This is a genomic window from Salinivibrio sp. IB574, from assembly GCF_001996205.1.
GTDB lineage: Bacteria > Pseudomonadota > Gammaproteobacteria > Enterobacterales > Vibrionaceae > Salinivibrio > Salinivibrio proteolyticus.
In genome coordinates this window covers 1-22,570 of record NZ_MUFN01000018.1, presented here as the reverse complement: position 1 = coordinate 22,570, position 22,570 = coordinate 1, and the positions used below count along the sequence as shown (strand labels likewise).

Genomic DNA, 22,570 nt, shown 5'->3' with positions numbered 1-22,570 from the left:
TTCTTATAAATTAGCTGACATTGAACGCAACCACGCGCAATTGTCTCATTAATAATAAATTATAGGGGTTTTGGCACACATGGAAGTGAGGTCACGTCTAAAATCGTGAGGTAGTAAGCGTTTATCATAAAAAAGTGTGAGGATGCAGTGAGAAGCGTACATCTTATTGCATATCACGCATTCCGGTTAGAATGCGTGCTATCTAACACGATTATATCTTCGTCACCGTTAAAGCTGAGCGTAGGCATTGCGTTTTGGCAATAATTTACAGTGTAAATAGGGGCAGCGATAGGACGTCAAATTTACACTGTAAATAGAGGCTAATTATCCAATCGAAAAGCCACGTAATCACGCAGGGCTTTCTCTGCCGCCTTCTTACCTGACAGATTAAACCGAGCACAGACAGTTTGCCAACAAAGGCCTTGTAGGACTTTACTGGTTAATAGCGCCTCGCGCCAATCCCACTCGACAGGCGACGTTGACTGAAATGTCCACCGAGTCCAGGCTTGCAAACTCCCAATCGCCGCTTCAGTGCCAACACCGCCGGCCGCATACCCCTGCACTTGACGAGTCTCCGCGTTGGTTAGCGGACGAGCGGGCATGAATGCGACCAGTGTCGCCGCAATATCGGGCTCCAAATTCTGGTGTGCGCTCATCAATAAAAGGGGCAAGCTTTGCTGAAAAAGCGTCACGGCTTCTTTCATCCATGTCATCGTCTCTACCGGCCTAATTAACTGCAATGAGTAACATCCGCTAGCCTGGTCGCGCTTGATGCCAAGTTTGACCGGTTCAAAACCCTGCTTCTGCCAAAAGTGAATAAGGGCCTTTGTCGCCCCAAAACTGGTGCCTATACAGGCTATATTTTCTTTCGCGGCTTGCTGTTGAAGATGCGTCAGTAGTCCACTTGCTACACCGTGCCGACGCCATTCAGGAGCGACCGCAATGCGCTGAATACGCCATAGCTTGTTCTCTAACACCGTTGCGTCTCCAAGGTGAGTCGCCAATGATTGTGCCAGTAAGTGCCCGCGAATACGGCGAGTACCTGCAATCACTGCCTCACTTAACGGAGTTGAAAAGCCTCCCTCTTCCGCCACCACCACAATGCCAATCGTGTGTTCACCTTGCTTGGCAACGACGATATGCAAACTGTCATCATCAAGCAACAAGGCTAAATCATTGGGCGATGTTTGATAATGGGCCGTCATCAATAAAGAAAATAGCGTGACCAACTCTTGTTCATGATGGAATAGATGTTCAGCGCTGAGCGTTTTAAACTGCAAAACGCTATCCGCACACGGCTCCACCTTTGGTGGTATCACATCGTGAGCTACATTGAGTAGGAAAAGCTGATTCAGACAGGTCTCTACCGGATCGCCTTCGGCCCAACGCATGGGTTCGGTTAGGGTGAGAGAGCGCCACTGTGGCTGTTCTTCTTCGAGGAGCGCGCGTAATCTAAGCGTAAAGGCACGACCCGTTCCTTCATAACCATGCTCGGTACTGGCAATGGCGACACGGCTATACTGACGAAGGATCTGACTAAGCATCGGTAGTGGAATGGCTGCCGCCTCATCAACGAGAAGAAGATCGGCGTCGGGGCATTCTCGCAGCAACGCATCTGGCGCGACAAAGCGAATACGACTACCTTCAACACCAACATCGAGCCCATTCACCTCCATGATGCCCAGCTGACGTTTGGCATGGGCAAACAAGGTAGTGACATTGGCGGGAGTTGGCGACGTCACCACAATTTGTCGCGGCGCTTGTAAGGCTAACTGCGCTGCCGCTATTCCCATTGCTGCGGATTTGCCACGCCCACGATCCGCGGTCAGCAATAAAGGTCGACGGCGATGCCCAGTCACTACCTTTTTTAATCCGTTAATTACATCCTGTTGTGAAACGAGATGAGATACGTCGGATAAAGGCGGAAGGGTGGGTGCCCGCCAACCTTGATGTGAAATCCAAGCCACACTGTCCGTATTTTGCAAAAGCCGAAGCATTCTTCTGACTGATAACGGTAAGGTCGCCACATCGGCCGCCACCTGCAAAATGATCAGAGAGCCGGCTCGACAACAACCACTGATCGCACAGAAGGCCTCGCTATTAAATGCCCCATCAACGTCCACTAACAGATGGCCACACTCTTGCCCCAACCATTGTTTGGCTTGCCGCCAGCTGATGACATCCGGCGCATCTTGGCTTGCTACGCGACGCACTGGCGCTTCTCCTAACGCTACGAGGATGTCAGTCACCGACCGCTCAGAGACCACCAGTTGACGATGCGAGCGGGCTTGGGCTGTTTCAATGAGTTGAGAGAGAAACTGGGACAAAAGAGACGTGGCAGACATGAAGCGCCTAATCGAGTAGCAAACAATAGGCTGATCATAACTGAAAGCAAAAAAAACGGCACGCAATGCGTGCCGATATTCAATCGCGAGGTCGAGGCTTACACGTTATCAAGCTGCTCTTTAATTAATGCGAGAATACGCTCAGCTTGCTGATCATCGATCTTTTTAAGGTTGATGCTTAAACTACTGCCTTTGCGTCGATACGCCGCACGGCCTTCCACTAAGGTCGTTGATTGCTCTTTTTGCTTCGCTTTTGGCGCAACTAACTCATCCTTAAATTGCTCGATGTGCAAGGTCACTTCTCGGGTAATACGCGTCACGCCCTGCGCATCCACTTGTTGCCACAACGGAGTATTTCCCAGTTTATCCAATAGTGCCTGCTGTTGACTGTCGTCTAAGCCAAAGAACAAACGATGCAACTTCACTATGGTTGGTCGGCCAAGTTCGGCGACACTCGGATAGGCTTGCAGTAGTGGCAAGGGTAGGGCAGCAGCTTTCAACGCACCACTGACCAGTGCTTCACTGCACTGGCAGACGGTTGCCAACGCCTTTTGATCAGCCACTTCGCCACTATCCAACATGGCTTGCATCTCTTTGCCTCGCTCATACAACGACAAAGGTTTATGCGCATTAGCGACATCGGAGAGAAATTTTGCATGACGCGTACTGATATCTTTCGCGACATAAACGAGGAAGTCTTGCTCTGCAATCAAGCACGACATGCGACGGCGGCTACCGTCCAATACCTCAATGCGTCCATCATCTAACCAACGTCCCACCGCGGGATATTGCTGACCGCGGTCTTTGAGCGTGGTGAGAATATCTGATAGCGCGAGCTCATTAAGAAACGACTGCTCTCGGGCGTTTTTATCAAATACCGTGGTTTTCTCGGCGATATCTGCCGCCGGTACTTTAATTAGCTCAAATTCAACAGTATGTTCGCCGGCCACGGCCAGCTCAATCACCGCCGCTTTTTCGCTAGCCGCTTTTTGCGCTTCTTGCGTGGTGGTGGCGCGACGCTTGTCGGCTTTGGCAAACAAACGTGCATTCAAATCGGAAGTTTTAATCGCCATTCTTCTTTATCACTCCTGATTGAGCAATGCCCAGTGACTATGTAGCACACGCTCAAGCTCAAGCCCAACACGGTGCACCGCTTCTTGCGCAGTTGATAGCGTCTTCTTACCTCCCTCAAAGTCTTGCGAGGTCAAGTCAAAGACAGTGCTATACGTATCTGCACAGGTCTCAAACGCGCGGCTTCGAGGAATCGTCGCCATCATCACTTGGTCACCCAAAAGGTAGTTCATTTCAGTCAACACTGAAATTTGCTTTTTATTGTCATCTTCAAACATGGTTGGCATTAAGCGCACAAACTCGAGACCATGCCAATCTTCAGGGAACATTTCATACACTTGAGGTAAGTGCTGGAAAAAGTTCACCGTTGACGCCCAATCTAAGCGCTTGGCGGCACACGGGATCACCAACGCATTTGACGCATACATCGCATTCCAAACGAGGGGGTCGATGTGCGGACCCGTATCAATCATGATCACATCGAACTCATCACTGATAGGGTCAATAACCTTCTCTTTGAGCAATTCGACGACATCGAGCGACTGACTACTTGCCAATGCTTGCCAAGCTTCTGCGTTGAACATGGCATCCTCAGGAAACGCAGCCATGGTTTTTAAGTTTGGATATTGCGTCGGCAGCAAGACATTACGCATCATAAAGTCTTTATCTGCCGCTTGGGGGGTATTATCCAGCATGACGTCGACCGCCGAATAAATCCCTTCCTGTTCCGTCAGGCTGATTTGTGGATTGAGGAATAGACGCAACGATCCTTGAGGGTCAAGGTCAATTAAACAAATGCGATAGCGCTTCTCCAGGTTTAATGCCATACAGGCCGCGAGATGCACCGCACTCATTGATTTACCCGTTCCGCCTTTCTGGTTCTGGATGTTAATCACCCAAGGCTTATGGGCTTTTCCTTTACGCTCATGAAAAGAGGGGACATTGGCCGCATCCATGATTTTATGAGCTTCATCTAAGGTAATCGAGTAGTGGTTTGCATTGTTCTTGGTGAACTGATGCCCTTGCTGCTCCATACGAGAAATTGCTTCATCTAGCTTACGACGGGTTAAGCCAGATCGGGTTTCCATCAACGCTTTTGACATTGGTGGAAACAACTGATCATGTCGCTCTTCCATCACAATTTCGACGCGATCAGACTGAACTTGTTTCGTCTGCGCAGCGATATTGCGAAGGTTTTCAATCGTCTTTTCCCTATCCATCTTCTTTTCGCCATCATGAGGAATAATTGGCGATTGTACAGCACTAAGAAGTAAATACAATAAAAAGCTGAACAGATAGCAATCAAATAAAGATCCTGCTCACAATTGTTATTCCAGCGAATATAAGGGCAGTTTTGCCGCCATAATCTTGCGGTTGATGTAGGACAAACGCCAAACATTTAAAATGTCACAGTGTCACTTATTTACAATGTAAACGGAAACACTTCACGGAAGCCTATTTCATGATGGACAAATTACGGATGGTGTCATTTCAATCTTAATTGTCTGTCTGACGATACTCCACGAGTCACCTTTCTACCTCGCTTGATGCTATTAGTAACCTTTAACATGGCTTTTGATCATTTTTCCCGAAAACATGATCAAGGTAGATGCGATGTAAAGCGTAGTAACCTTGATCATGCTTACGCTATCGGTATCCCTGTTGAGGAACGATGATCAAGTAATATATCCGTTGAATTTGTCAGCAAATGGACGCTCACTTACACCAGTGAATACGGAAAAATGATCAAGTGAACCGCGACAAGCGGACTCTTCCCTATTCAGGCCGGAACGATGAGACCAGTTGGCTAAAATACGGTGAATGTCCGATGTAGCAAGGGATCGCAAAGGATCGTATCACCATTCCGCGGCTACAGTAGGCTCGCAGTTATCGCTACGCATACGATCCAACAGCACGATCGCCATCATGATCATTGTTCCGTAAGTCGGACACATATCTCGGCTTCGCTAATCTACTGTGAATGTCATTTCAATTTTCAGCCCAAGCGCTCCTTTTCCCTCCTCGCCTGGTGACAATCTCACCAATATTGACCGGAAAAGCTGAAAATGACGCTAGCTTGATCATAGTTCCATACCATAAACAGCGGCTATCCGGCGTATTTTGGCTAGGATAACCACACAAGGTAATACTTGCCTGTGGATAAAGTGTGTGTGAGCCATGATCATCGTTTCAATTGATTGATGATCATCGCTTCGCGCCATTGATGATCATTGATACGGGCATTACATGATCATCGTTGGTGACGTATGTTGATCATGCCTCCGACCTTGTGTTGATCATGCTTTCGGGGGTGTCAAAAAATAACATTTTAATAAACAAATACTTAAAGAATATTCGCCGCATGGATCAATAGATCAGATCATCAAATTAGATCAGTTAAATCATAAAGATCAGTTAAAAGCGCCAATAAAAAAGATCTTTCTTTTATGGTTTTTTTTTATTAGGATTTACCTGGAAGTATGGTCAATTTACGGTCTTTGCTTATTTGACTATTCTCGCTCTCCAATGAGCAAGCTATCGGGAAAGGAACAAACTGCACATGAGCAGCACCAAACCAGAAAAAATACTGATTAAAGCCCCACGATCGCACAAAGATGGGCATCTTTTTGAAGTGCATGCTCAAGTTGTGGACTGGCTTGCTCAATATGAACATTTTAAAGGGGTAACCAAAAGTATTCTTGAGTTACTGAATCTGATTTCAGTCCGTGGCTTTTCCTCCCAAGATGGCTATGTGTCAACCACAGAATTAGTCGATGCCACTGAAGGCCAACTCACCCGTGCCGCGATTCAGCAACGACTGCGAGCAGCTGTCAGCCTAGGGTTATTCGTCCAACAACCGGTGCGGTTCGAGGAAGGCTTAGCAGGCAAAACCATGCTTCACCGCTTCGTTAATCCTAGCCGTTTAATCTCTACCCTTGGTAGTGCGGGGTTAATGACAGAGAAAAGCCGTGATGTGGTCAAACAAAAACGCTCGAAAGCATTGGCACAAAACCAGGTAAATCGCCAACTGCTCAGTGAGCATGGGCTAGGCACGCCTCCTACCATGCCGGATGAGAAAGATCAGATCTTGGTATCGCCGACCAGTTGGGCTGGGATCATTGACCAAGCATTGGCACCGCCGCGAACGAAAAAAAGTTACCAAAAGTCGATGGTGGCGATCAGTGGCACCAAAGCGATCATCGAGACACGCTCAGCGAAGTCTATCATGACGGTGGACGATCTGATGACCTTGTTTGCGCTGTTTACACTGACAGTGCAATACCATGATCATCATTTGCCCAGCTATGAACTGCAGACCCAGACCATCGGCAATAAAACGCCAATTTATATTACGGACATCCTGCAGCTGCGCGGTAAGAAAGACAGTGGCCCAGCGCGAGATGCTATCCGTGAAAGTATCGATCGGATTGAATTCACCGACTTTCAGTTGCACGAGCTGACGGGACGTTGGTTGAGCGAAAACATGCCGGAAGGGTTTAAAAGTGACCGATTCCGGTTCTTGGCTCGCACCATCACAGCGTCAGAAGAAGCCCCAAAAGAAGGGGAGGATGGTGAAGTAAAAATCAAACCGAACTTGTATATTTTGGTGTGGGAACCGTCGTTCTTCGAAGAGTTGATGACAAGAGACTATTTCTTCTTGTTCCCCCCCGAGATCTTGCGTCAGCATACCTTGGTCTTCCAGCTGTATTCGCTCTTCAGAAGCCGTCTGTCGCGTCGTTTAGAAGATTCCTTGTTGTTGAGCGAACTAAACCAGAAAATGGCGAGAAACATCGAATGGCGCCGTTTTTCGAGCGATCTCATTCGAGAGCTTAAAAAACTGGCTGATGGAAAGGTGACGGATGATGTGTTTGCAGTCAATCTGTGGGGGTATCACCTGACCCTCACTCGCGAGGATGATAAAAAGTATCCTGACTATCGGATGGATATTAAGTGCAATGTGGATGAAGTGATCCGCTACTCACGGGCCAAGATGTATAACGAAGGTAAACGATCGCTAGCACCAACCATGCCGAACCCACTGCGCAATGAGATTTTACCCAAACAAGACCTTGATCAGCTTTCCGGGATTATTGATGGGGAGTTTGAACCCATTCAGCGCAAAGAAAAGTCCAGCGGTCGATTAGGGCGGCGCGTGAAGTTACGCAAGCACTTGGTTGAGGTGAACGCGGATGAGCTCACGATCGTGTTGTCGAAATATACCTCGGAAGAAGCCCTACAACGCAGTATCACGGCGTTATCAGCAATGACGGGGCATCCAGCGTCTGTGATCACGGAAGAATGCCAAGGCTATTTAGAGAAGCTGGATTGGCTGATGGTGGGTGAGAATGTGGTGCCGTACGAGACGCTAAGCCGTACCATCGAGTTTTATAACCAACAGCAGCAAGAGCGTCATCTTTCCATCGAGCGACTGATCTCTGGCTTAGCCGTGCGTCGTAAAGTCTGTCAGCGCGTGTATGAAGGCCATTTAGATGGGCAAGTATTAAGTGTACTTGATGAGATCGCCTCAGGGCGTTGACCTTACCGTTTTTCATGTCAATAAGGATTGGCAGTAAGTTAACCAAGCGCTGACAATTGCTAAAGTAGGGACGATATACTCCATCTCGATAGATACCTTTGTCCTATTTGATGTCCTCGTCGACATCCTTTGGCACTTCTCTCGCCAGCGGGCTCTTTGCCCGCTTTTTCTTTGCCTGAATCCCCCCTCTCGCCGTCAACGTCCAGCAAATTAGGCGTTTCATTGGTGAGTTTACAGTGTAAACTGCCTGCTTTTGCTTAATTGATTTTTGCTGTTTGGGAGATCTATGCCTGTTTTCTTGCCCTTTGCGGCAGTGTCCATTTGGGCGATGAATACCATCGTCAACAAGATGGCGGTGGTTGTGATTGCTCCTGGAGCCATGGCTTTCTATCGATGGTTCTTTGCGATTTTAGTGCTTACTCCCTTTTGTCTGCCGACTTTATGGCGACAGCGGCGTGCGGTGTTTAAATTAGCCCCTCGTCTTGCGGTGTTGGCGTCTCTGGGTATGGTGATCAACCAATCGGTCGCCTATTTTGCTGCACAAACGACTACCGCCACTAATATGGCATTAATTATGTCGTTGGTCCCAATGCTCAGTTTGCTATTTAGCGTGTGGTTTCTGCACCAACCGCTAACACGTATCGCCATCGCTGGCGCGATATTGTCCTTCTCTGGGCTTGGGTATATGCTCACTCAAGGTCAGCCTATGACGCTGCTTGAAAGCGGTGTCACTGTCGGTGATGGACTCATGTTGATTTGCGCATCTGCTTATGCCTTGTATTGTGTATTACTCAAACGCTGGCCGATGTCGGTGTCTAATTGGGTTTCTGTGTATGTACAAGCATTGTTTGCGGTATTGATGTTATTGCCTGTGCTTTACGCCGCGCCCAGTGCTGATATTGTGCCCGACGCGTATCCCTTGGTGGGCTTTGCGGCCGTCGGCGCGTCGGTATTAGCGCCTGCATTGTGGCTAAATGCGATCGCGCTCAATGGTGCTAGCCGTACTGCGATGTACATGAATTTATTACCCGTGCTCACCGCAGGCATTGCCATGATATGGCTTGATGAAGTATTAACGCACTATCACCTCATTGGTGGCAGTTTGGTGCTTATCGGCGTTGGATTATCGCAACGATCTACCCATCCAACACGCTGACAACCGTCTACACTTGATAAATGAGCGTAGTATCAACCTAGGGTGTTGATAGGAGGTGAGCGATGTGGTGGTTAATTGAGTTAGATTGGATGCCTTTATGGGTGACGCCTGCGCAAGGCCGCGTGAAGTCATCGGCCTCATCACCGATTATTTGGTAGTGAACCCAAGGAGAAATCGTTACGAACATGGAAGTGAAGGAAATGGAGACGCCGCGGGTAACGATTCGACCCGCCTTTCGTCGTGAAGCGGCCTATTTCTGGCGTCAGATTTACCACTCTCGCGCGTGGAAGCAGTTTGACGCGCCTTATATTCCCCTCGAACCTGTCTCATTTTGGTCCTTTCGGTTTGGCCTGTTCCGACGTTTCATTGTTGGAGACAGTGCCAAAGTCATTTGTGTGGATGAACGTCCTGTTGGTTATGTGACCTTCTACTGGGAAGACAAACGCACACGCTGGCTTGAAGTGGGGATCACTATTTTTGACCCCGCCGATTGGGGGAGGGGAATCGGCCGCCGCGCGTTGACCTTGTGGGTGGATGAGTTATTTCGCTGCCAAACACTCAACCGAATTGGATTGACTACTTGGTCAGGGAATCCGGGCATGATGCGCTGCGCGAAGGCGTTAGGCATGAAAGAAGAAGGCCGGTTGCGTTCGGTGCGCTTCTTTCAAGGTGAGTACTATGATGCGTTACGTTTCGGTGTGCTTCGCGAAGAGTGGTATGGGTTACATCACGCCTCTACCCAGCTTGGTATCAACAATGTCTCTTTAGACGCCCAACCCGCTCCGCTTGCTGCAGCATCAACCATGCACAAGCATCATACGCTGGTATGATGCTGGCATCACTTGTTTGTCGATGGCGTGACTCTCAAGCGGGCGTGATAACACATAGCCTTGCAAGTAATCGCATTGATGATCACGTAGCCAAGCAAGTTGTTGCCGTGTTTCGACCCCTTCTGCGACGACACGCAAATCAAGCGCATGGGCCATGGCAATAATCCCACGACACATTCGGCGTGTTCCAGCAATGAGGCGATAAGGGTAAGGTGCCTCGATGACAGTTTTGATGGGATTTTGTGTCATTTCCGTGAACACTGGGTGCTGACGGTGATCGGCGTCGTCAAAAATATGACGTATTTTTTATACAGTCATCAGGTCGGTATCACTGGACGCAACAACGCAAAAATGTGATGTGAATCACTCATTGGTTAGTGGCTTGATTAGGAAACGAACTTTTGAAAAGGGTGGTTGATTATTCATTCTTCTCGCTCAGATTCGATACATTATGCCTGATCTTTCGATAGGGGATCACGACCTTCTCTGCTAACTTCTAGTGAGTCGATGGATGACACACTCTCGACAACACCTCTGTTCCTGCCGAGTAATAACACATTGATTGTGGGGGAGTTCCATGAAAAAGTTGGAGAATGTCTCTGCGGTATGTTTCGATCTAGATGGGACCTTGGCGGACCCATTTGACGACCTTGTTGACGCGATATCGGGCATGTTAAAAGGGCTCGATCTACCACCTGAAGATCCGAATACGATCAAAGACTGGATCGGTGATGGCGCAGATTTGTTGATCCACCGGGTGTTAACACGCCAGATCAATGGTCGCGTGTCAGATGCGGTCTTGAATCAGGCGCGCACACTTTTCCTGTCCTCTTATCTAGGCAAAAAACCGCCAAAAACACGACTCTATCCGGGCGTCCTTGAGTGCTTGAAAGGACTGGCACGCAGACAGCTGCCCATGATCTGTACCACGCACATGCAAACCGTTCACGCCAATAGTTTGTTAAAAGCACTCGGCGTGAGTCACTTTTTCACGCGGATTGTAGGCGCTGATGCGATTGCTGCCTTGCAATCTGGCCCCGATGCCATCTATGAAGCCGCGGCGATTTTACGCGTTGCGCCCACGGAGCTATTGGTTGTTGGGGATGCAGTGAATGACGTTCATGCCGCACGGTCGGTCGGATCCCCTGTTGTTTGCGTGACTTACGGCTATAATTACGGAACAGAGATAGAGAAAGCGCGTCCCGATCTGACCCTTGATACACTCGCGACGCTGCCCAATATCATAGAAAAGCCGATGCATTCACGCGAACAGGGACCAGCAACCACTGTTCCATCGCATCCGGTCATCGCGTCGCCTTTGCCGTCTCACACCTTGCGCCGGGGAGGTGATGCGCCATTCCGATAAACGGTCAGGAGGGAAGCGTGAAAAACGAACTAGATCCTGCATATCTACTTCGCGCCTACGAGATAGTGACTCAGTTTGGAGAAAAAACCGAACAAGGACATCGCCTAGATGGCATTGAAGCCTTCTCAGATTATGACGGCTACACCATTTATTTAGCCGGAAATGGCGTACAGTTACGGGTGGGGTTTCACAATACATATCACCTGGATTATGAGCACGAAAACCTTAAAACGCAGTTCTTGAATAAGGTCGATGCCTTGGTGAAAAACTATCGACAGTCGTGACCAAACATTCGATAAACGCCCCGTCATGGGGCGTTTTTTTTGGCCGATGATCAGGATTTGTTATGGATAATCAAACCATTAAGAAAAGCTGTACCGACAAACAGTGCGCAGTGACAGGCACGGATGCCCACTATCAAGCACTCGTGGCGAGTGCAGCCGCTGCCATTTTGGTGATTGATGAATCAGGTGTGATTATCGATGCCAATCCCTACACCCACACATTGCTGGGCTATGACCATCGGCAACTGGTGGGCAACAATGTGGAATGCTTGATGCCGCCAGAGCATGAAGGGAAACATCAGCATTATTTGATGCAATACCTTACCGGTGGCGAAGCAAAAGTGATTGGAACTGGGCGGCGAGTTAAGGCCCGTCATGTCGATGGGCACCTCGTCCCTGTACACCTCGCGGTCAGTGAAGTACAGATAGACAGTCGGCGTGAGTTTATCGGCATCATGTCCGATCTTAGCGCGCTCACGCAGGCGCAAGCGAGCGTAAAACACGAGCGCAACCAGCTAAAAACCATCATCAATGCGATTGCCAATCCAGTGTTTGTCCGCGAGCTAGGCGGGCGATATACCATGGCCAATCATGCATGTGTGCAGGCCGTTGGGGTCGATAATGTGGAGGCGTTAGCTGATGCCTTTGCCCAGTTATTACCCAAAGGAGGACGAGAGACACTCAACGCGCTGGATCATCAACTGACCATGAATGGCGAGCCGGTGCATACCGATGTCACTCTGAACGATGGCCGCACCTTTAAACTGGCGAAAACCCTCATCCATCACCTCGAAGGTGAGCCATATGCCATTGTTACCGTCGCGTACGATGCCACCCCACTTCTTAATGCCATGAAAGACGCGGAGCGAGCGAACCAAGCGAAAAGTGACTTTCTTTCTGCAATGAGTCATGAATTACGCACACCGCTTAACTGTGTGCTTGGCTATGCACAATTATTAATGAATGCGACCTCGCCGGCGTTAGAGGCCACTCAGCAACAATACGTGGCACAAATACACCAAAGTGGCCGTCATTTACTCGCCCTGATTAATGATGTGCTGGATCTTGCCAAAATCGAGGCGGGAAAAATTTCCCTCAACCCGAGCTGGGCACCTTTGCGTCCGATGATTTGCGAGGCTATCGATTCGCTGTTGCCTCTTGCCCATCGCCAGACGGTGAGTTTGCGCCATACTCTACCGGACACACTCAACGGTGATATTTACGTCGATGCGACCCGTTTTAAGCAAGTGCTGATCAACCTCATTAGCAATGCAATTAAATATAACCATGCGGGTGGACGTGTCACGGTATCGACCCGTCAGCAAGCCGAAACGATAACGATCGCGGTGACGGACACAGGCATTGGCATTGAACAGGATAAGCTGAGCGCGTTATTTGAGCCTTTTAATCGCTTAGCGGCCGAGCAAACCCATATTGAAGGGGCAGGCGTGGGGCTTGCGGTCACACAGCAATTGATCGCGCAAATGCAAGGTGAGATCACCGTGAGCAGCGAAGTCGGAAAAGGGAGTTGTTTTGCCGTCACCTTTCCCTATCGTGGCCAGTCGTTGACCGAGATAGCGTCTTCATCCACACCATTCACCCTTACCCAGCCGCATCGAGTGCTTTTTATTGAACCAGACGTTGCACAGCAACGCTTAATGGCCGATTGGTTCGAAGATTGGCCGTTACTGACCTTGACCTGTGTCCATGATTTATCGTTAGCAGCCGCGATGGCGCATACCACACCGCCCTCGCTATTCATGGTCAGTCATGCGGTGCTTGATGACACGGCAGATCAGGTTCAGTCGCGACTCGGTGAACGGCCCATGATCGTGGTTAACGTGCCGGACACCGAATCTATGCAATCGCACAGCGATAGCATTGTGACGTTGGCGTCACCGGTATCGGGTGCGGCGTTGGGCCGAGCGATGCAAACACTTTTGGAGGACAGGGCATGACACGAGAAAAATCCCAAGCGCAGATCCTGATCATTGATGATCGACCGGAAAATGTCGACTTGTTGACTGCCATGTTGCTGCAATCTGGCTATCAACACATCACAGGCCTTAACGATCCACGCCTTGTGGCCGATTACCTCTCACCGATCCCCGATTTAGTGTTGCTTGATATGCGGATGCCACAACGCTCGGGGCTAGATGTTCTCGATTTGCTGAACAATACGCTCGGCGAGCACTGTCCCCCCGTGATGGTGCTTACTGCCGATAGTGACAACAATCTGCGCAATCAAGCCTTATGCCGTGGGGCCATTGATTATCTCACCAAGCCGTTTGATCATCATGAAGTGCTCCAGCGCATCCATAATATTCTCCATTTTCAATTCAAAACCCTGAAAGAGCGAGATCAAGCGGCGCGTTTGCAGATGTTAGTGAATAAGCAAACCGCGGCATTACGTACCCTGTCTTTAACCGATCCCCTAACCAATCTACCCAATCGACGTGCGCTGGTGGATGCGGCTGAACGTCAACTCGCAAAGGGGATGGTGACCGTGTTTATGATCGCGTTGGATGGGATGGAGGCGGTCACACAGCATCAAGGCCACTTAATGACAGAAGCGCTGTATAAGCACCTAGCGGGGCTCTTAGCCAGTAGCTCGGTCGCAAGAGGGCAGCGTATTGGTGTGTGGGACAACACACGTTTGGTGATGTTAGTGGAAGGAGATATCACCGCCATTGACGCACTTGCTAAGCGGATTTGTCGATTATTGAGTGGTCATCACACCCTTGATGGCCGTTTGATGTCGATGCACTGCCATGTGGGAATAGCCCAAGCGGAAGGTGAGCATCATGATGTGGAGCAACTCTTTCGCCAAGCGATTCTAGCTATCCCGACCGATGACACTGAAGTGGGTCATTATCGCCAAGAGTTGGATGCGCAATCGCAACGTGAGCATATGATCCGCAATGGACTTAGCCCGGCCCTTGAACAAGGAGGGTTGTCTTTGGTCTTTCAGCCCAAATGGGATCTCAATACCGGTACCATGGTAGGCGCTGAGGCGTTATTGCGTTGGCATCATCCGCAACTGGGAGCGATCAGCCCGGCCGAGTTTATTCCCATTGCCGAGCGAAGTGCTGATATGATCCAACTCGGCGATGCCGTTTTTTCTATGGCGTTGCGCGCGCTGGTCCGTTGGCGAGAGCAATACACCTTGCCTGAGGCGTTTCACTTAGCCATCAATGTCTCTTCCCAGCAACTTCGCCACGGTTTTGCCGACAGCATTCTTGCCCGCTGCCAAGCGCTGGAAATACCCACCCAAATCATTCAGCTTGAGGTTACTGAATCGGCGTTAATTCGACATATGTCGGTGGCGCTTAAAGAGTTACAACAGCTCCGTGATGCGGGGATGCACATTGCGCTTGATGATTTTGGCACAGGCTACAGTTCATTGAGCTATTTGAAACAGCTTCCTGTGGATTGGGTGAAGCTTGATCGTAGCTTTATTCAAGATCTTGCATCCAACGCCGGTGACAAACATCTTGTTGGTAGCGTGATCGACCTAGCGCATGGGTTTGGCCACGGTGTGGTGGCCGAAGGCGTGGAAGAAGTTGGCCAGCAACAGATTTTGCAGCGTATTGGCTGCGATCAAGCGCAAGGCTTCTTATATGCCAAACCGCTGGGAACAGAACAGTTTGAACAGCTTCTGCAAACCGGATGTGAGTGCCCAGCGACGGCTATCAGTGCGCCCGTGTCTGGATAGCCGTGGTCATCATCGGATTAGAGATGAGTCATGCGTTAGAGATGGCTGATAATGGTATCGAGGCGCTGATTAAACTCGGTGTTGGTCACCAAGCCTGACGTGGGACCAAAATGCTGGTGAAAACTCGGTAGCGATAAGGTTCCTTTAACCTCAGCAGCAAAATAGGGAGCAGAGTGCTGGGTTGAGGTCAATACTGGGTGAAAATCAACGAGAAATGCGTGACGGCACGGTATGCGTAAGGCTTGCGCTTTATCCGTAGGATGCATATCCTGAACACAGTTAGTCGGGGAGCAAGTAATTGCTGAGACTGCGAAAGCAGGACCCGTAGAACCTGATCCAGTTAGCACTGGCGGAGGGAACTGACACGATCAGCGCACAAAGTGACGCATACTGCCTCATTTTGTCTCCTTCCGCCCCTGATGATTAAGGGGCCAATATGAACCTATCTCCACCTGTTATTCTTACCATTGCCGGCTCAGACAGCGGTGGTGGTGCGGGCATTCAAGCCGACATTAAAGCGATTTCAGCGACCGGCGGCTATGCTTGCTCGGTGATCACCGCGTTAACCGCGCAAAATACTTGCGGTGTCGAGGCCGTCTCGGCGGTTGAACCTGATTTTGTGCGCGCCCAATTAGATGCGGTGTTATACGACATGCCGGTGCGTGCGGTGAAAATCGGCATGCTGGCCAATCAAGCGATTATTCGTGAAGTCGCTGCTGTGCTGGCACGGTCGCCACACTTGCCGGTGATTTTAGATCCCGTAATGGTCGCGACCAGCGGCGATCCTTTGCTCGACGAGCAGGCCATGACGGCGTTGATTGACGATCTTATCCCACGCGCAACCGTGCTCACTCCCAACTTGCCGGAGGCCGCCCGTTTAACTGGCCAGCCTGTTCCTACCTCTGTCGAGCAAATGCATGAGCTGGTGCCGGCACTTCGCCATCTAGGCTGTCCTTACGTGATGCTCAAAGGGGGCCATCTATACCAGACGCCCGAGAGTGTCGATATGTGGATTAGCCGAGACACCTGTCAAACTTTGCGCGCACGCCGCGTTGAAACCACCAACACTCATGGCACCGGTTGTTCACTGTCTGCTGCGATCGCCTCGTTTTATGCTCAAGGGATGACGCCTATCGAGGCCGGGCGAGCGGCTAAGCAGTATTTGACGGAGGCCTTAGCGCATAGTCAGCAGCTAACGGTCGGAAGAGGGGCTGGGCCGGTGCATCATTTTTACGCTTACCCTGATAATTTGTGTCTGTCGCCAGCAGAGCATGCTGTCGCGGAGTTGCCCTGAGACGAGCTCGCGCTGTGAGGGATGAGATCAGAAAGCACCATGACTGAAGGATAAGAGGGAAACGATCCGCTGCAACCTAAGTGGGGCAGCGGTATCGAAAAGAAAACACAAAGATGCGTTGGACGCGCCCGTTAGGCGGCAGACCAATGTGGTAAACGCTCGGCGGCGATATAAAAGACGCGATCGCCCGGTGCCACTTCGGTGTGTAGGCGAGGGTTCAGAGTGATCCCATCGCCTTTGTCGAGACCAATTAAGGTTGCATCGTGCTCATGCTTTAATTGATTAAACAAGGTGCCGACATCCGTTGCTCTTGCATCGGTGGGGTAGCGGGCACAGTATTGGGTCATCCCTTGAGCCGTGCTCAATAGCTCGTGATGTAATTGACTTGAACCGGGATCAACGGCTGCTTTTGCCAGCATTTCCACCGACACAGACGGCACACATTCAGCGTGCGGATAGTGCTGCTTCAATATTTGGCTGAGTGCATCATCTTGAAAATACGCGAGTAAATGAGCGGAAGGGTTTTTGTGGGCGCAGAACAGAGCCGCAGAAAGCGTAATATCGTCTTCTGGGTTATCGATAATAATGCTAGAGGCGCTGTCGATGCCGGCGCGCGCTATGCCCTCTGCATCGGTAAAGCTGGTCACGCGCACAAACTCTACCTCGCCAGGCAGCGGATTTTCCATTTCAGGACGCACACAAAGCACGATCGGGCGCTCGCCATGAATACCGCTTTGCAACAAACGGATTAACTGAATGGTACGCTGGCCGTTCCACCCCAAAACTAAAATATGATTTTTCACAGTAAGACTCCGTTTTCCTTGTAATCCACGTCGCCAATAATCCACTAAGGCACTGGTCACATGCCCAATCACCACCGCAAACAGACCGAGCCCACCGGGAATGATCCAAAAGGCGGTAATCCACTGTCCTGCCTCGGTCGCGGGCGAGTAATCGCCATAGCCCACGGTAGAGGCGGTGACCACTAAATAATAGATGTAGCGACTGAGTGACTGAGTCATCTCAGTTTCACCCGCCGATTGTAAAAGCAGCCAGCCAATAACGCCGTAGGCGAGTACGACCAATCCGAGAATACGCCCGTTTAAATGGGCGAAGTGGCTGATAATCCAACGTTTAAAAAGCAACCAAAAGGTCATAGTGTCTCGCTCATTCGCTATAGAAGCGCCAGTATGAAGGGATTTTTTATGGGTTTACAGTGTAAATCAATTCATTGGCGTTGAGAGGATCACAGTTTAATCGATTACAAGCGCATACATATGCATAAAGCGTACAATGCAGGTATTACCGACTAGGAGGACTTCGCGTGTTTACATCTCGTCGTCAACTCGAACAAGAGCAACAAAAACGTACTGAATTACAACTAAAACTGGAGCAAGTCAATGCCCAGATAGACGCGCTACACAGCGAAAAAGCGGCGTTAGAATCGGAGCTGGCCGTGGTACAGAGAAAACGGCAAACCGGTAAAGCGATCGACGCTAACCTGTGCCATTTTGGTGATTCAATTACCGCGACCCAATCTTCGCTGGCGACCCTAGCAGAAACCATTAATGGTGAAAAAGAGCGTGTGACGGAGGTGAGCCATCAGGCGGCGTCATGTGCCGAACAAGTCAATGATCTCGCTCGCCATGTGCAGTCATTATCCGCGCAATGTCAGCAATCGTCGGAAGCAATTCGTGCTCTCGATCAGCACGCACAGGAAGTGAGTGGCATTGTGAATTTGATTCGCGATGTGGCTGACCAAACCAATCTGTTGGCCCTGAATGCGGCGATTGAAGCAGCCCGAGCTGGCGAGCAAGGGCGGGGCTTCGCCGTGGTGGCTGATGAAGTCCGCAACCTCGCCGAACGCACTTCCACCGCCACGCAAGATATCACTCAGCTGGTGGAGAAGATTCGCGCCGGGAGTGGACATGCGTGTACGCTAACCGATCAGCTTGCCAGTGAAGCGATCAAATATAGCGAGCAAGGCCAACAGGTGGCAGATGCGATGGCGACGCAAAGTGAGCAAGCGCAGCACAGCCGAACCACCATTAAAGCATCGGCATTGCGTGCTTTTTGTGAACTGGCGAAACTCGACCATATCAGTTTTAAGTTTGCGATTTATCGTGTGGTGCTCGGTGAAGATAGCATGAGTGCCAACGACGTGACTGATCATACCCAGTGCCGTTTAGGGCAGTGGTATGACCGCGGCGAGGGACGACAGTACTTCGCCCAGTTACAAAACTTCAAAGCCATCGCCGCCCCTCATGAGCAAGTACACACCCACGCGAAAGCGGCGGTGGCCGCGTTTCATGCACAGCAACCCGAGCAGATGGTCGCGGCGCTAACAGGGATGGAAAATGCCAGTATGACGGTGATTGATAAGCTTGAACATCTGGCGATTGAAGGCAGCGAAGAAGTTGCGTAACGCGATGGGTGTGAAATAGCGACACCGATGGTAATCTCATCCTAAATCAAGGATAAAAAGCCGAAGGAGGCTGAAGTTACCATGACGTCGATTGCATTACTCGATGGTGGCCTAGGGCAAGAAATTTATCAGCGAGCGCCACAAGTGAGCTCACGGCTTTGGTCGGTGGCGGTAATGTTAGAGCATCCGGATATTGTTAAAGGCGTACACAAAGACTTTATCCGGGCAGGCGCCAAAACGCATACTCTCAATACCTATCCGGCCACCCCGACACGCTTGGCGAAGGCGGGGTTGCTCGATAGCATTGACACCATCTATCGGCAGGCCTTTTTTGCATTGCAACAAGCCATCGACGAAACCGGCGAGGACGTTGATATTGCCGGTTGCTTACCCCCTCTAGTCGGCAGCTATCTCGGTCAGCCCCAGCGTAGCTTTGAAGACATGAAAGCGGAGTTTGCCCATATTGCGCGCCTGCAGCCAGACGTGGATGTCTTTCTTATCGAAACCATGAGCAACACACTCGAAGCACGCGCAGCCTGTGCCGCCGCTCGCGAGCAAGGTAAGCCTTATGGGGTTGCATTTCGTCTCGAGGCTGATGGCAACTTACGCTCTGGCGAGTCGCTTAACGAGGCAATGCGTGCCGTGGCTGACTACGCCCCCACAGCGGTGATGCTCAATTGCTGTGATCCAGCCGTATTGACCACTGCAATGCCACACATGGCACGGAACTATCACACCGTGGGTGGCTATGCGAATGCCTTTAAATCTGTGGATGATATGGCCAAAGGCAGCAAAGCCGATGCGCTAGAAGCCCGTGAAGATCTTTCACCGCTAGTGCACACCGAACGCGTACAACAATGGATCGCCGACGGTGCCCTTGTAGTTGGCGGCTGCTGCGAAATCACCCCCGTCCATATCCAACACCTCGCGCAAACCCTTGAACAATCTCACGCGATCATCAAGTTCTCGCAGCTGGGTTAGGGGGACAGTTTAACTCGTTCCCACGCGGAAGCGTGGGAGTGCATACGGTGCTGGAACCATAGGTGACGGTAATGCCAAATCTCTGAGATAACGTCTTATGCGATAGGTTGGGGATATCTGCATTGGTAGAAAAAGTAAGACAATAAGTAGCCAGCGACATAAATGCGACTCCCTCAGGAGTCGCATTTATGTTCTGCAAATAAACGATTTTAGGATGATCTGTAATACTTATACAGCGTCTAAATTCATTTTTCGCGTAAAAGAGTCAATAGTGAATAAAACCTGTTTGAAATATCTAGGTTAAGTATTAGGGATTGCCATTTTTATCCCAAATATAGCCACTATTACCGCTCCCGGCACCATCGCTTTTTCTTCCTAACGCGAGGATATGTTGGTCGTTACCGTCATTAGTATAAACCCAAGCAATACCAGTGTTATTGGTAATGTGAGCATGTTTGGCATGTTGATCTAAGTTTCGAGGGCCAGGAGTACCATAATTCGGAGCCCGGTCTTTAACTTCGGTCAATTTATTTAATATGTTGATGTCAGCTTCACAAGCCTCTTTCAACTTTTGAGTTGCGTATGTCATCGTCATAGTATTCTCCTTTCATGACAGTGTTATAAAGGCCATTCCATTATCAATGTTTTGGGTGATGGCCATAGCTATCATCTCTGAATGCTTGTGCCGCATTAACAGGGAAACTCTTTCCTGACATTAGCCACTTGACGAACACTCAATCCAAAACGGCGTGCAACTTTAGCGCGAGAGTCGCCGTTTAAAAGTGCTTTCACAATTTCCTTGTTACGTTCTTGGATATCGATTTGGCGTGAAGTCGGCAGCGCGAGATAAGTACCGCCATACATCTGGCTTAAAACTTCTACGCTCTCGCGGGGAAGTATTTCTATCAGTTTGCTGCGGTCAGGAAATTTGGGAATGTAAACGTCCTGCCCACCCAATTTAGAAACCAGTAAATAGGTGTCTGAAAAGCCGATCATATCGATCAGCTCTCGTGTTTTCTCTGATAGAAGAGATATATTGATACTGTTATGATTTATAGTCGTTTTTGAGACATACTGCATACTTATTTCCCTGTCAAGTAAAGCATGCATTGAGGTTACTTAGATAACCATAAAAACGGCATAGAGAACTTTTGCTCTGTGGAGTGAACGCACTTGAGGTAACAGAACATGATTAGAATTTGGGATGTGTTGCTTATGGAAGGTTTTTCATTTTTAGGAAGGTAATACGTTCAGCGCTGAAGGCGGAGGAGATTTCCCGAATTGAGTGGTAGCAATGGCGCTTTTAGTCTTTGCTATTTTTAGCCAGAATTCGACACATTTGCGATAGACTGTAGTCGGTTGAGCTCGGGACGTTCCAGCTGGGTACCGCTGATGTTTTCGGTATAAAAGGCGGCGATGCGTTGGCCATGGTCGTTGGCAAATTGGGTCAGGCTGTCTTTGGCGCGCGCGGCATTTTGCTCGTCGGTGGAGGCGCGTAGATAAGCGCGGATAAACATAAAAGCCCCTTGTGCGTGAAACGTCTCATTTAGATGGTCGCACAAAGGAGTGTCGCATTTAAGTGGTCACATAGCAAGAATGGGCGACTCCCGAGGGAGTCGCGTTTGGGTATACTTTAATGAAAAGCCTCGTTAGTATCAGTACTGTATATCTACTTTTATCGGAACATGTATCGCCCATTTTTTTCTATAGCTAAAAATGGTGGATCTTGAAATCTACTGTTTTCCATCTTGGACAAAATATCGTATAGGCTATCTCCAGACATAATGGTTGATTCAATACCATAAGAGTTGAAGCAAGTTTTCTCCTTTAAAACTAATGTACGGGGATCACCTTCCTTTAACCTTTTCATCCACTCTAACTCTACATCCCTAATTATAGCGGATTTTTCTGTAATCCATTCATTACACTTTAAGTTTACAATTCCCATGAGAAGGCTTATTGGAGAAACCCCGGAGTTTTCATATAAATATGAAATTTCATCATTTTTATTTATCATTGATGAATGCCTGAATCCCGCTGAAATCATTAATGTTCGATCTGCCAATGGTCCATCATTTGATATGATTTTGTCGATGAATCTTTTCCAATTTTCATCTGCAGGAAATTGATCCCTAGCGTCAAACCTAGCAGAAAATATAAATATTTCGAAAACCTTTCTACCTTTGAAAAGATTTTTTTCAATTTCTAGGATTAGGCTTGTTATGGGTTCATCACTATCCATTGTTTCAACCCCAAAGTTATCATTTTTTAATCCGAGGAAGTTAGTGAAAAATTCTTTTATTTTTTCATTGAGCCATTCATAGTTTAGTGCCTTTCCAGCAACGGGATCTGCCGGTAATAAACGTATTTTATTGATTTTTTCCCAATATATATTGACTTTGTCATTAATTTCAGTTTTTGATGCTTGGCATAGTGAAGCAAGAAAACTAACTAGACCTATTGCTGCACCTCGACTATGACCACCTATGACCAACTCAACTTCTTCATTCGGAGATAGGCTCTCAAGATAATCAAAAAGAGCAAATATCTTATCAATACTAACGAG

The 22,570-nt window shown here is 49.2% G+C and carries 19 protein-coding genes, 1 pseudogene and 1 riboswitch; of the genes and pseudogenes, 10 read left to right on the top strand and 10 right to left on the bottom strand.

The annotated features are described in order from the left end of the window. Nucleotides 1–320 precede the first annotated feature (320 nt). The 3 genes from BZJ17_RS10210 to BZJ17_RS10200 all read right to left on the bottom strand — a co-directional run bounded on the left by BZJ17_RS10210 (nucleotide 321) and on the right by BZJ17_RS10200 (nucleotide 4,636). Complete coding sequence (locus BZJ17_RS10210) at nucleotides 321–2,345, bottom strand: GNAT family N-acetyltransferase (RefSeq protein WP_077640636.1); 2,025 nt, start codon at nucleotides 2,343–2,345, stop codon at nucleotides 321–323. Between the two features lie 98 nt (nucleotides 2,346–2,443). Beyond that, nucleotides 2,444–3,418 carry a ParB/RepB/Spo0J family partition protein gene (locus tag BZJ17_RS10205; RefSeq protein WP_077454851.1) on the bottom strand — a complete coding sequence of 325 codons (975 nt, stop codon included), beginning with the start codon at nucleotides 3,416–3,418 and terminating at the stop codon, nucleotides 2,444–2,446. Between the two features lie 9 nt (nucleotides 3,419–3,427). Then, complete coding sequence (locus BZJ17_RS10200; RefSeq protein WP_069586764.1) at nucleotides 3,428–4,636, bottom strand: ParA family protein; 1,209 nt, start codon at nucleotides 4,634–4,636, stop codon at nucleotides 3,428–3,430. Nucleotides 4,637–5,976: 1,340 nt separating this feature from the next. Here BZJ17_RS10200 and BZJ17_RS10195 point away from each other — a divergent pair. The 3 genes from BZJ17_RS10195 (at nucleotide 5,977) to BZJ17_RS10185 (ending at nucleotide 9,939) form a co-directional block, all read left to right on the top strand. Then, the gene (locus BZJ17_RS10195; protein ID WP_077640635.1) at nucleotides 5,977–7,953 is read left to right on the top strand and encodes a replication initiator protein RctB domain-containing protein; all 1,977 of its coding nucleotides are present in this window, start codon (nucleotides 5,977–5,979) and stop codon (nucleotides 7,951–7,953) included. 286 nt (nucleotides 7,954–8,239) lie between these two features. After that, nucleotides 8,240–9,109 (top strand): DMT family transporter, encoded by an 870-nt coding sequence (locus tag BZJ17_RS10190; RefSeq protein WP_077640634.1) that lies wholly within the window; start codon nucleotides 8,240–8,242, stop codon nucleotides 9,107–9,109. Nucleotides 9,110–9,294: 185 nt separating this feature from the next. After that, entirely contained in the window at nucleotides 9,295–9,939 is a 645-nt protein-coding gene (locus tag BZJ17_RS10185; RefSeq protein WP_241836787.1) for a GNAT family protein, read from the top strand. Here the strand turns inward: BZJ17_RS10185 and BZJ17_RS10180 are convergent. Continuing rightward, nucleotides 9,907–10,188, bottom strand: coding sequence for an EAL domain-containing protein (locus BZJ17_RS10180; protein ID WP_077640633.1), 282 nt, complete (start codon nucleotides 10,186–10,188; stop codon nucleotides 9,907–9,909). The genes BZJ17_RS10185 and BZJ17_RS10180 overlap by 33 nt on opposite strands. A 328-nt stretch (nucleotides 10,189–10,516) precedes the next feature. On the opposite strand from BZJ17_RS10180, the gene BZJ17_RS10175 reads away from it, so the two are divergent. From BZJ17_RS10175 to BZJ17_RS10160, 4 genes are all read left to right on the top strand, one after another. Further along, nucleotides 10,517–11,305: an HAD hydrolase-like protein gene (locus BZJ17_RS10175; protein WP_077640632.1), complete on the top strand. Its 789-nt coding sequence runs from the start codon at nucleotides 10,517–10,519 to the stop codon at nucleotides 11,303–11,305. A 17-nt stretch (nucleotides 11,306–11,322) separates the two neighbouring features. After that, the gene (locus BZJ17_RS10170) at nucleotides 11,323–11,589 is read left to right on the top strand and encodes a DUF3081 domain-containing protein (protein WP_069586758.1); all 267 of its coding nucleotides are present in this window, start codon (nucleotides 11,323–11,325) and stop codon (nucleotides 11,587–11,589) included. Nucleotides 11,590–11,651: 62 nt separating this feature from the next. Continuing rightward, on the top strand, nucleotides 11,652–13,547 hold the full coding sequence (locus tag BZJ17_RS10165; RefSeq protein WP_077640631.1) for an ATP-binding protein: 1,896 nt from the start codon (nucleotides 11,652–11,654) through the stop codon (nucleotides 13,545–13,547). After that, a complete protein-coding gene (locus tag BZJ17_RS10160) occupies nucleotides 13,544–15,304 on the top strand; it encodes an EAL domain-containing protein (RefSeq protein ID WP_077640630.1) in 1,761 nt (586 codons plus the stop codon). The genes BZJ17_RS10165 and BZJ17_RS10160 overlap by 4 nt, the downstream gene beginning before the upstream one ends. A 35-nt stretch (nucleotides 15,305–15,339) precedes the next feature. On the opposite strand, the gene BZJ17_RS10155 is transcribed toward BZJ17_RS10160, so the two are convergent. Further along, nucleotides 15,340–15,570, bottom strand: a complete 231-nt coding sequence (locus tag BZJ17_RS10155) for a hypothetical protein (protein WP_077640629.1) — start codon at nucleotides 15,568–15,570, stop codon at nucleotides 15,340–15,342. An 8-nt stretch (nucleotides 15,571–15,578) separates the two neighbouring features. Then, nucleotides 15,579–15,679, top strand: a riboswitch (TPP riboswitch). Nucleotides 15,680–15,740: 61 nt separating this feature from the next. Here BZJ17_RS10155 and thiD point away from each other — a divergent pair. After that, nucleotides 15,741–16,598, top strand: a complete 858-nt coding sequence (thiD, locus tag BZJ17_RS10150; RefSeq protein ID WP_077640628.1) for a bifunctional hydroxymethylpyrimidine kinase/phosphomethylpyrimidine kinase — start codon at nucleotides 15,741–15,743, stop codon at nucleotides 16,596–16,598. A gap of 131 nt (nucleotides 16,599–16,729) precedes the next feature. Here thiD and BZJ17_RS10145 read toward each other — a convergent pair whose 3' ends face one another. Beyond that, nucleotides 16,730–17,755, bottom strand: a complete 1,026-nt coding sequence (locus BZJ17_RS10145; protein WP_077640627.1) for a potassium channel family protein — start codon at nucleotides 17,753–17,755, stop codon at nucleotides 16,730–16,732. A 167-nt stretch (nucleotides 17,756–17,922) separates the two neighbouring features. On the opposite strand from BZJ17_RS10145, the gene BZJ17_RS17610 reads away from it, so the two are divergent. Together BZJ17_RS17610 and BZJ17_RS10135 are read left to right on the top strand one after the other, a co-directional pair. Beyond that, nucleotides 17,923–19,023, top strand: coding sequence for a methyl-accepting chemotaxis protein (locus tag BZJ17_RS17610; RefSeq protein ID WP_077640626.1), 1,101 nt, complete (start codon nucleotides 17,923–17,925; stop codon nucleotides 19,021–19,023). An 81-nt stretch (nucleotides 19,024–19,104) separates the two neighbouring features. Next, nucleotides 19,105–20,004 carry a homocysteine S-methyltransferase family protein gene (locus BZJ17_RS10135; RefSeq protein ID WP_077640625.1) on the top strand — a complete coding sequence of 300 codons (900 nt, stop codon included), beginning with the start codon at nucleotides 19,105–19,107 and terminating at the stop codon, nucleotides 20,002–20,004. A 307-nt stretch (nucleotides 20,005–20,311) separates the two neighbouring features. Here the strand turns inward: BZJ17_RS10135 and BZJ17_RS10130 are convergent, their stop codons facing one another. From BZJ17_RS10130 to BZJ17_RS17210, 4 genes and pseudogenes are all read right to left on the bottom strand, one after another. Continuing rightward, entirely contained in the window at nucleotides 20,312–20,599 is a 288-nt protein-coding gene (locus tag BZJ17_RS10130) for a hypothetical protein (RefSeq protein ID WP_077640624.1), read from the bottom strand. A gap of 95 nt (nucleotides 20,600–20,694) precedes the next feature. Next, the gene (locus BZJ17_RS10125; protein WP_157893180.1) at nucleotides 20,695–21,084 is read right to left on the bottom strand and encodes a Mor transcription activator family protein; all 390 of its coding nucleotides are present in this window, start codon (nucleotides 21,082–21,084) and stop codon (nucleotides 20,695–20,697) included. A 272-nt stretch (nucleotides 21,085–21,356) separates the two neighbouring features. Then, a pseudogene (locus BZJ17_RS10120) lies at nucleotides 21,357–21,521 on the bottom strand (recombinase family protein); the annotation flags it as partial. Nucleotides 21,522–21,679: 158 nt separating this feature from the next. Then, nucleotides 21,680–22,570: hypothetical protein (locus BZJ17_RS17210; RefSeq protein ID WP_077640622.1), on the bottom strand; the 891-nt coding region annotated here is incomplete at its 5' end.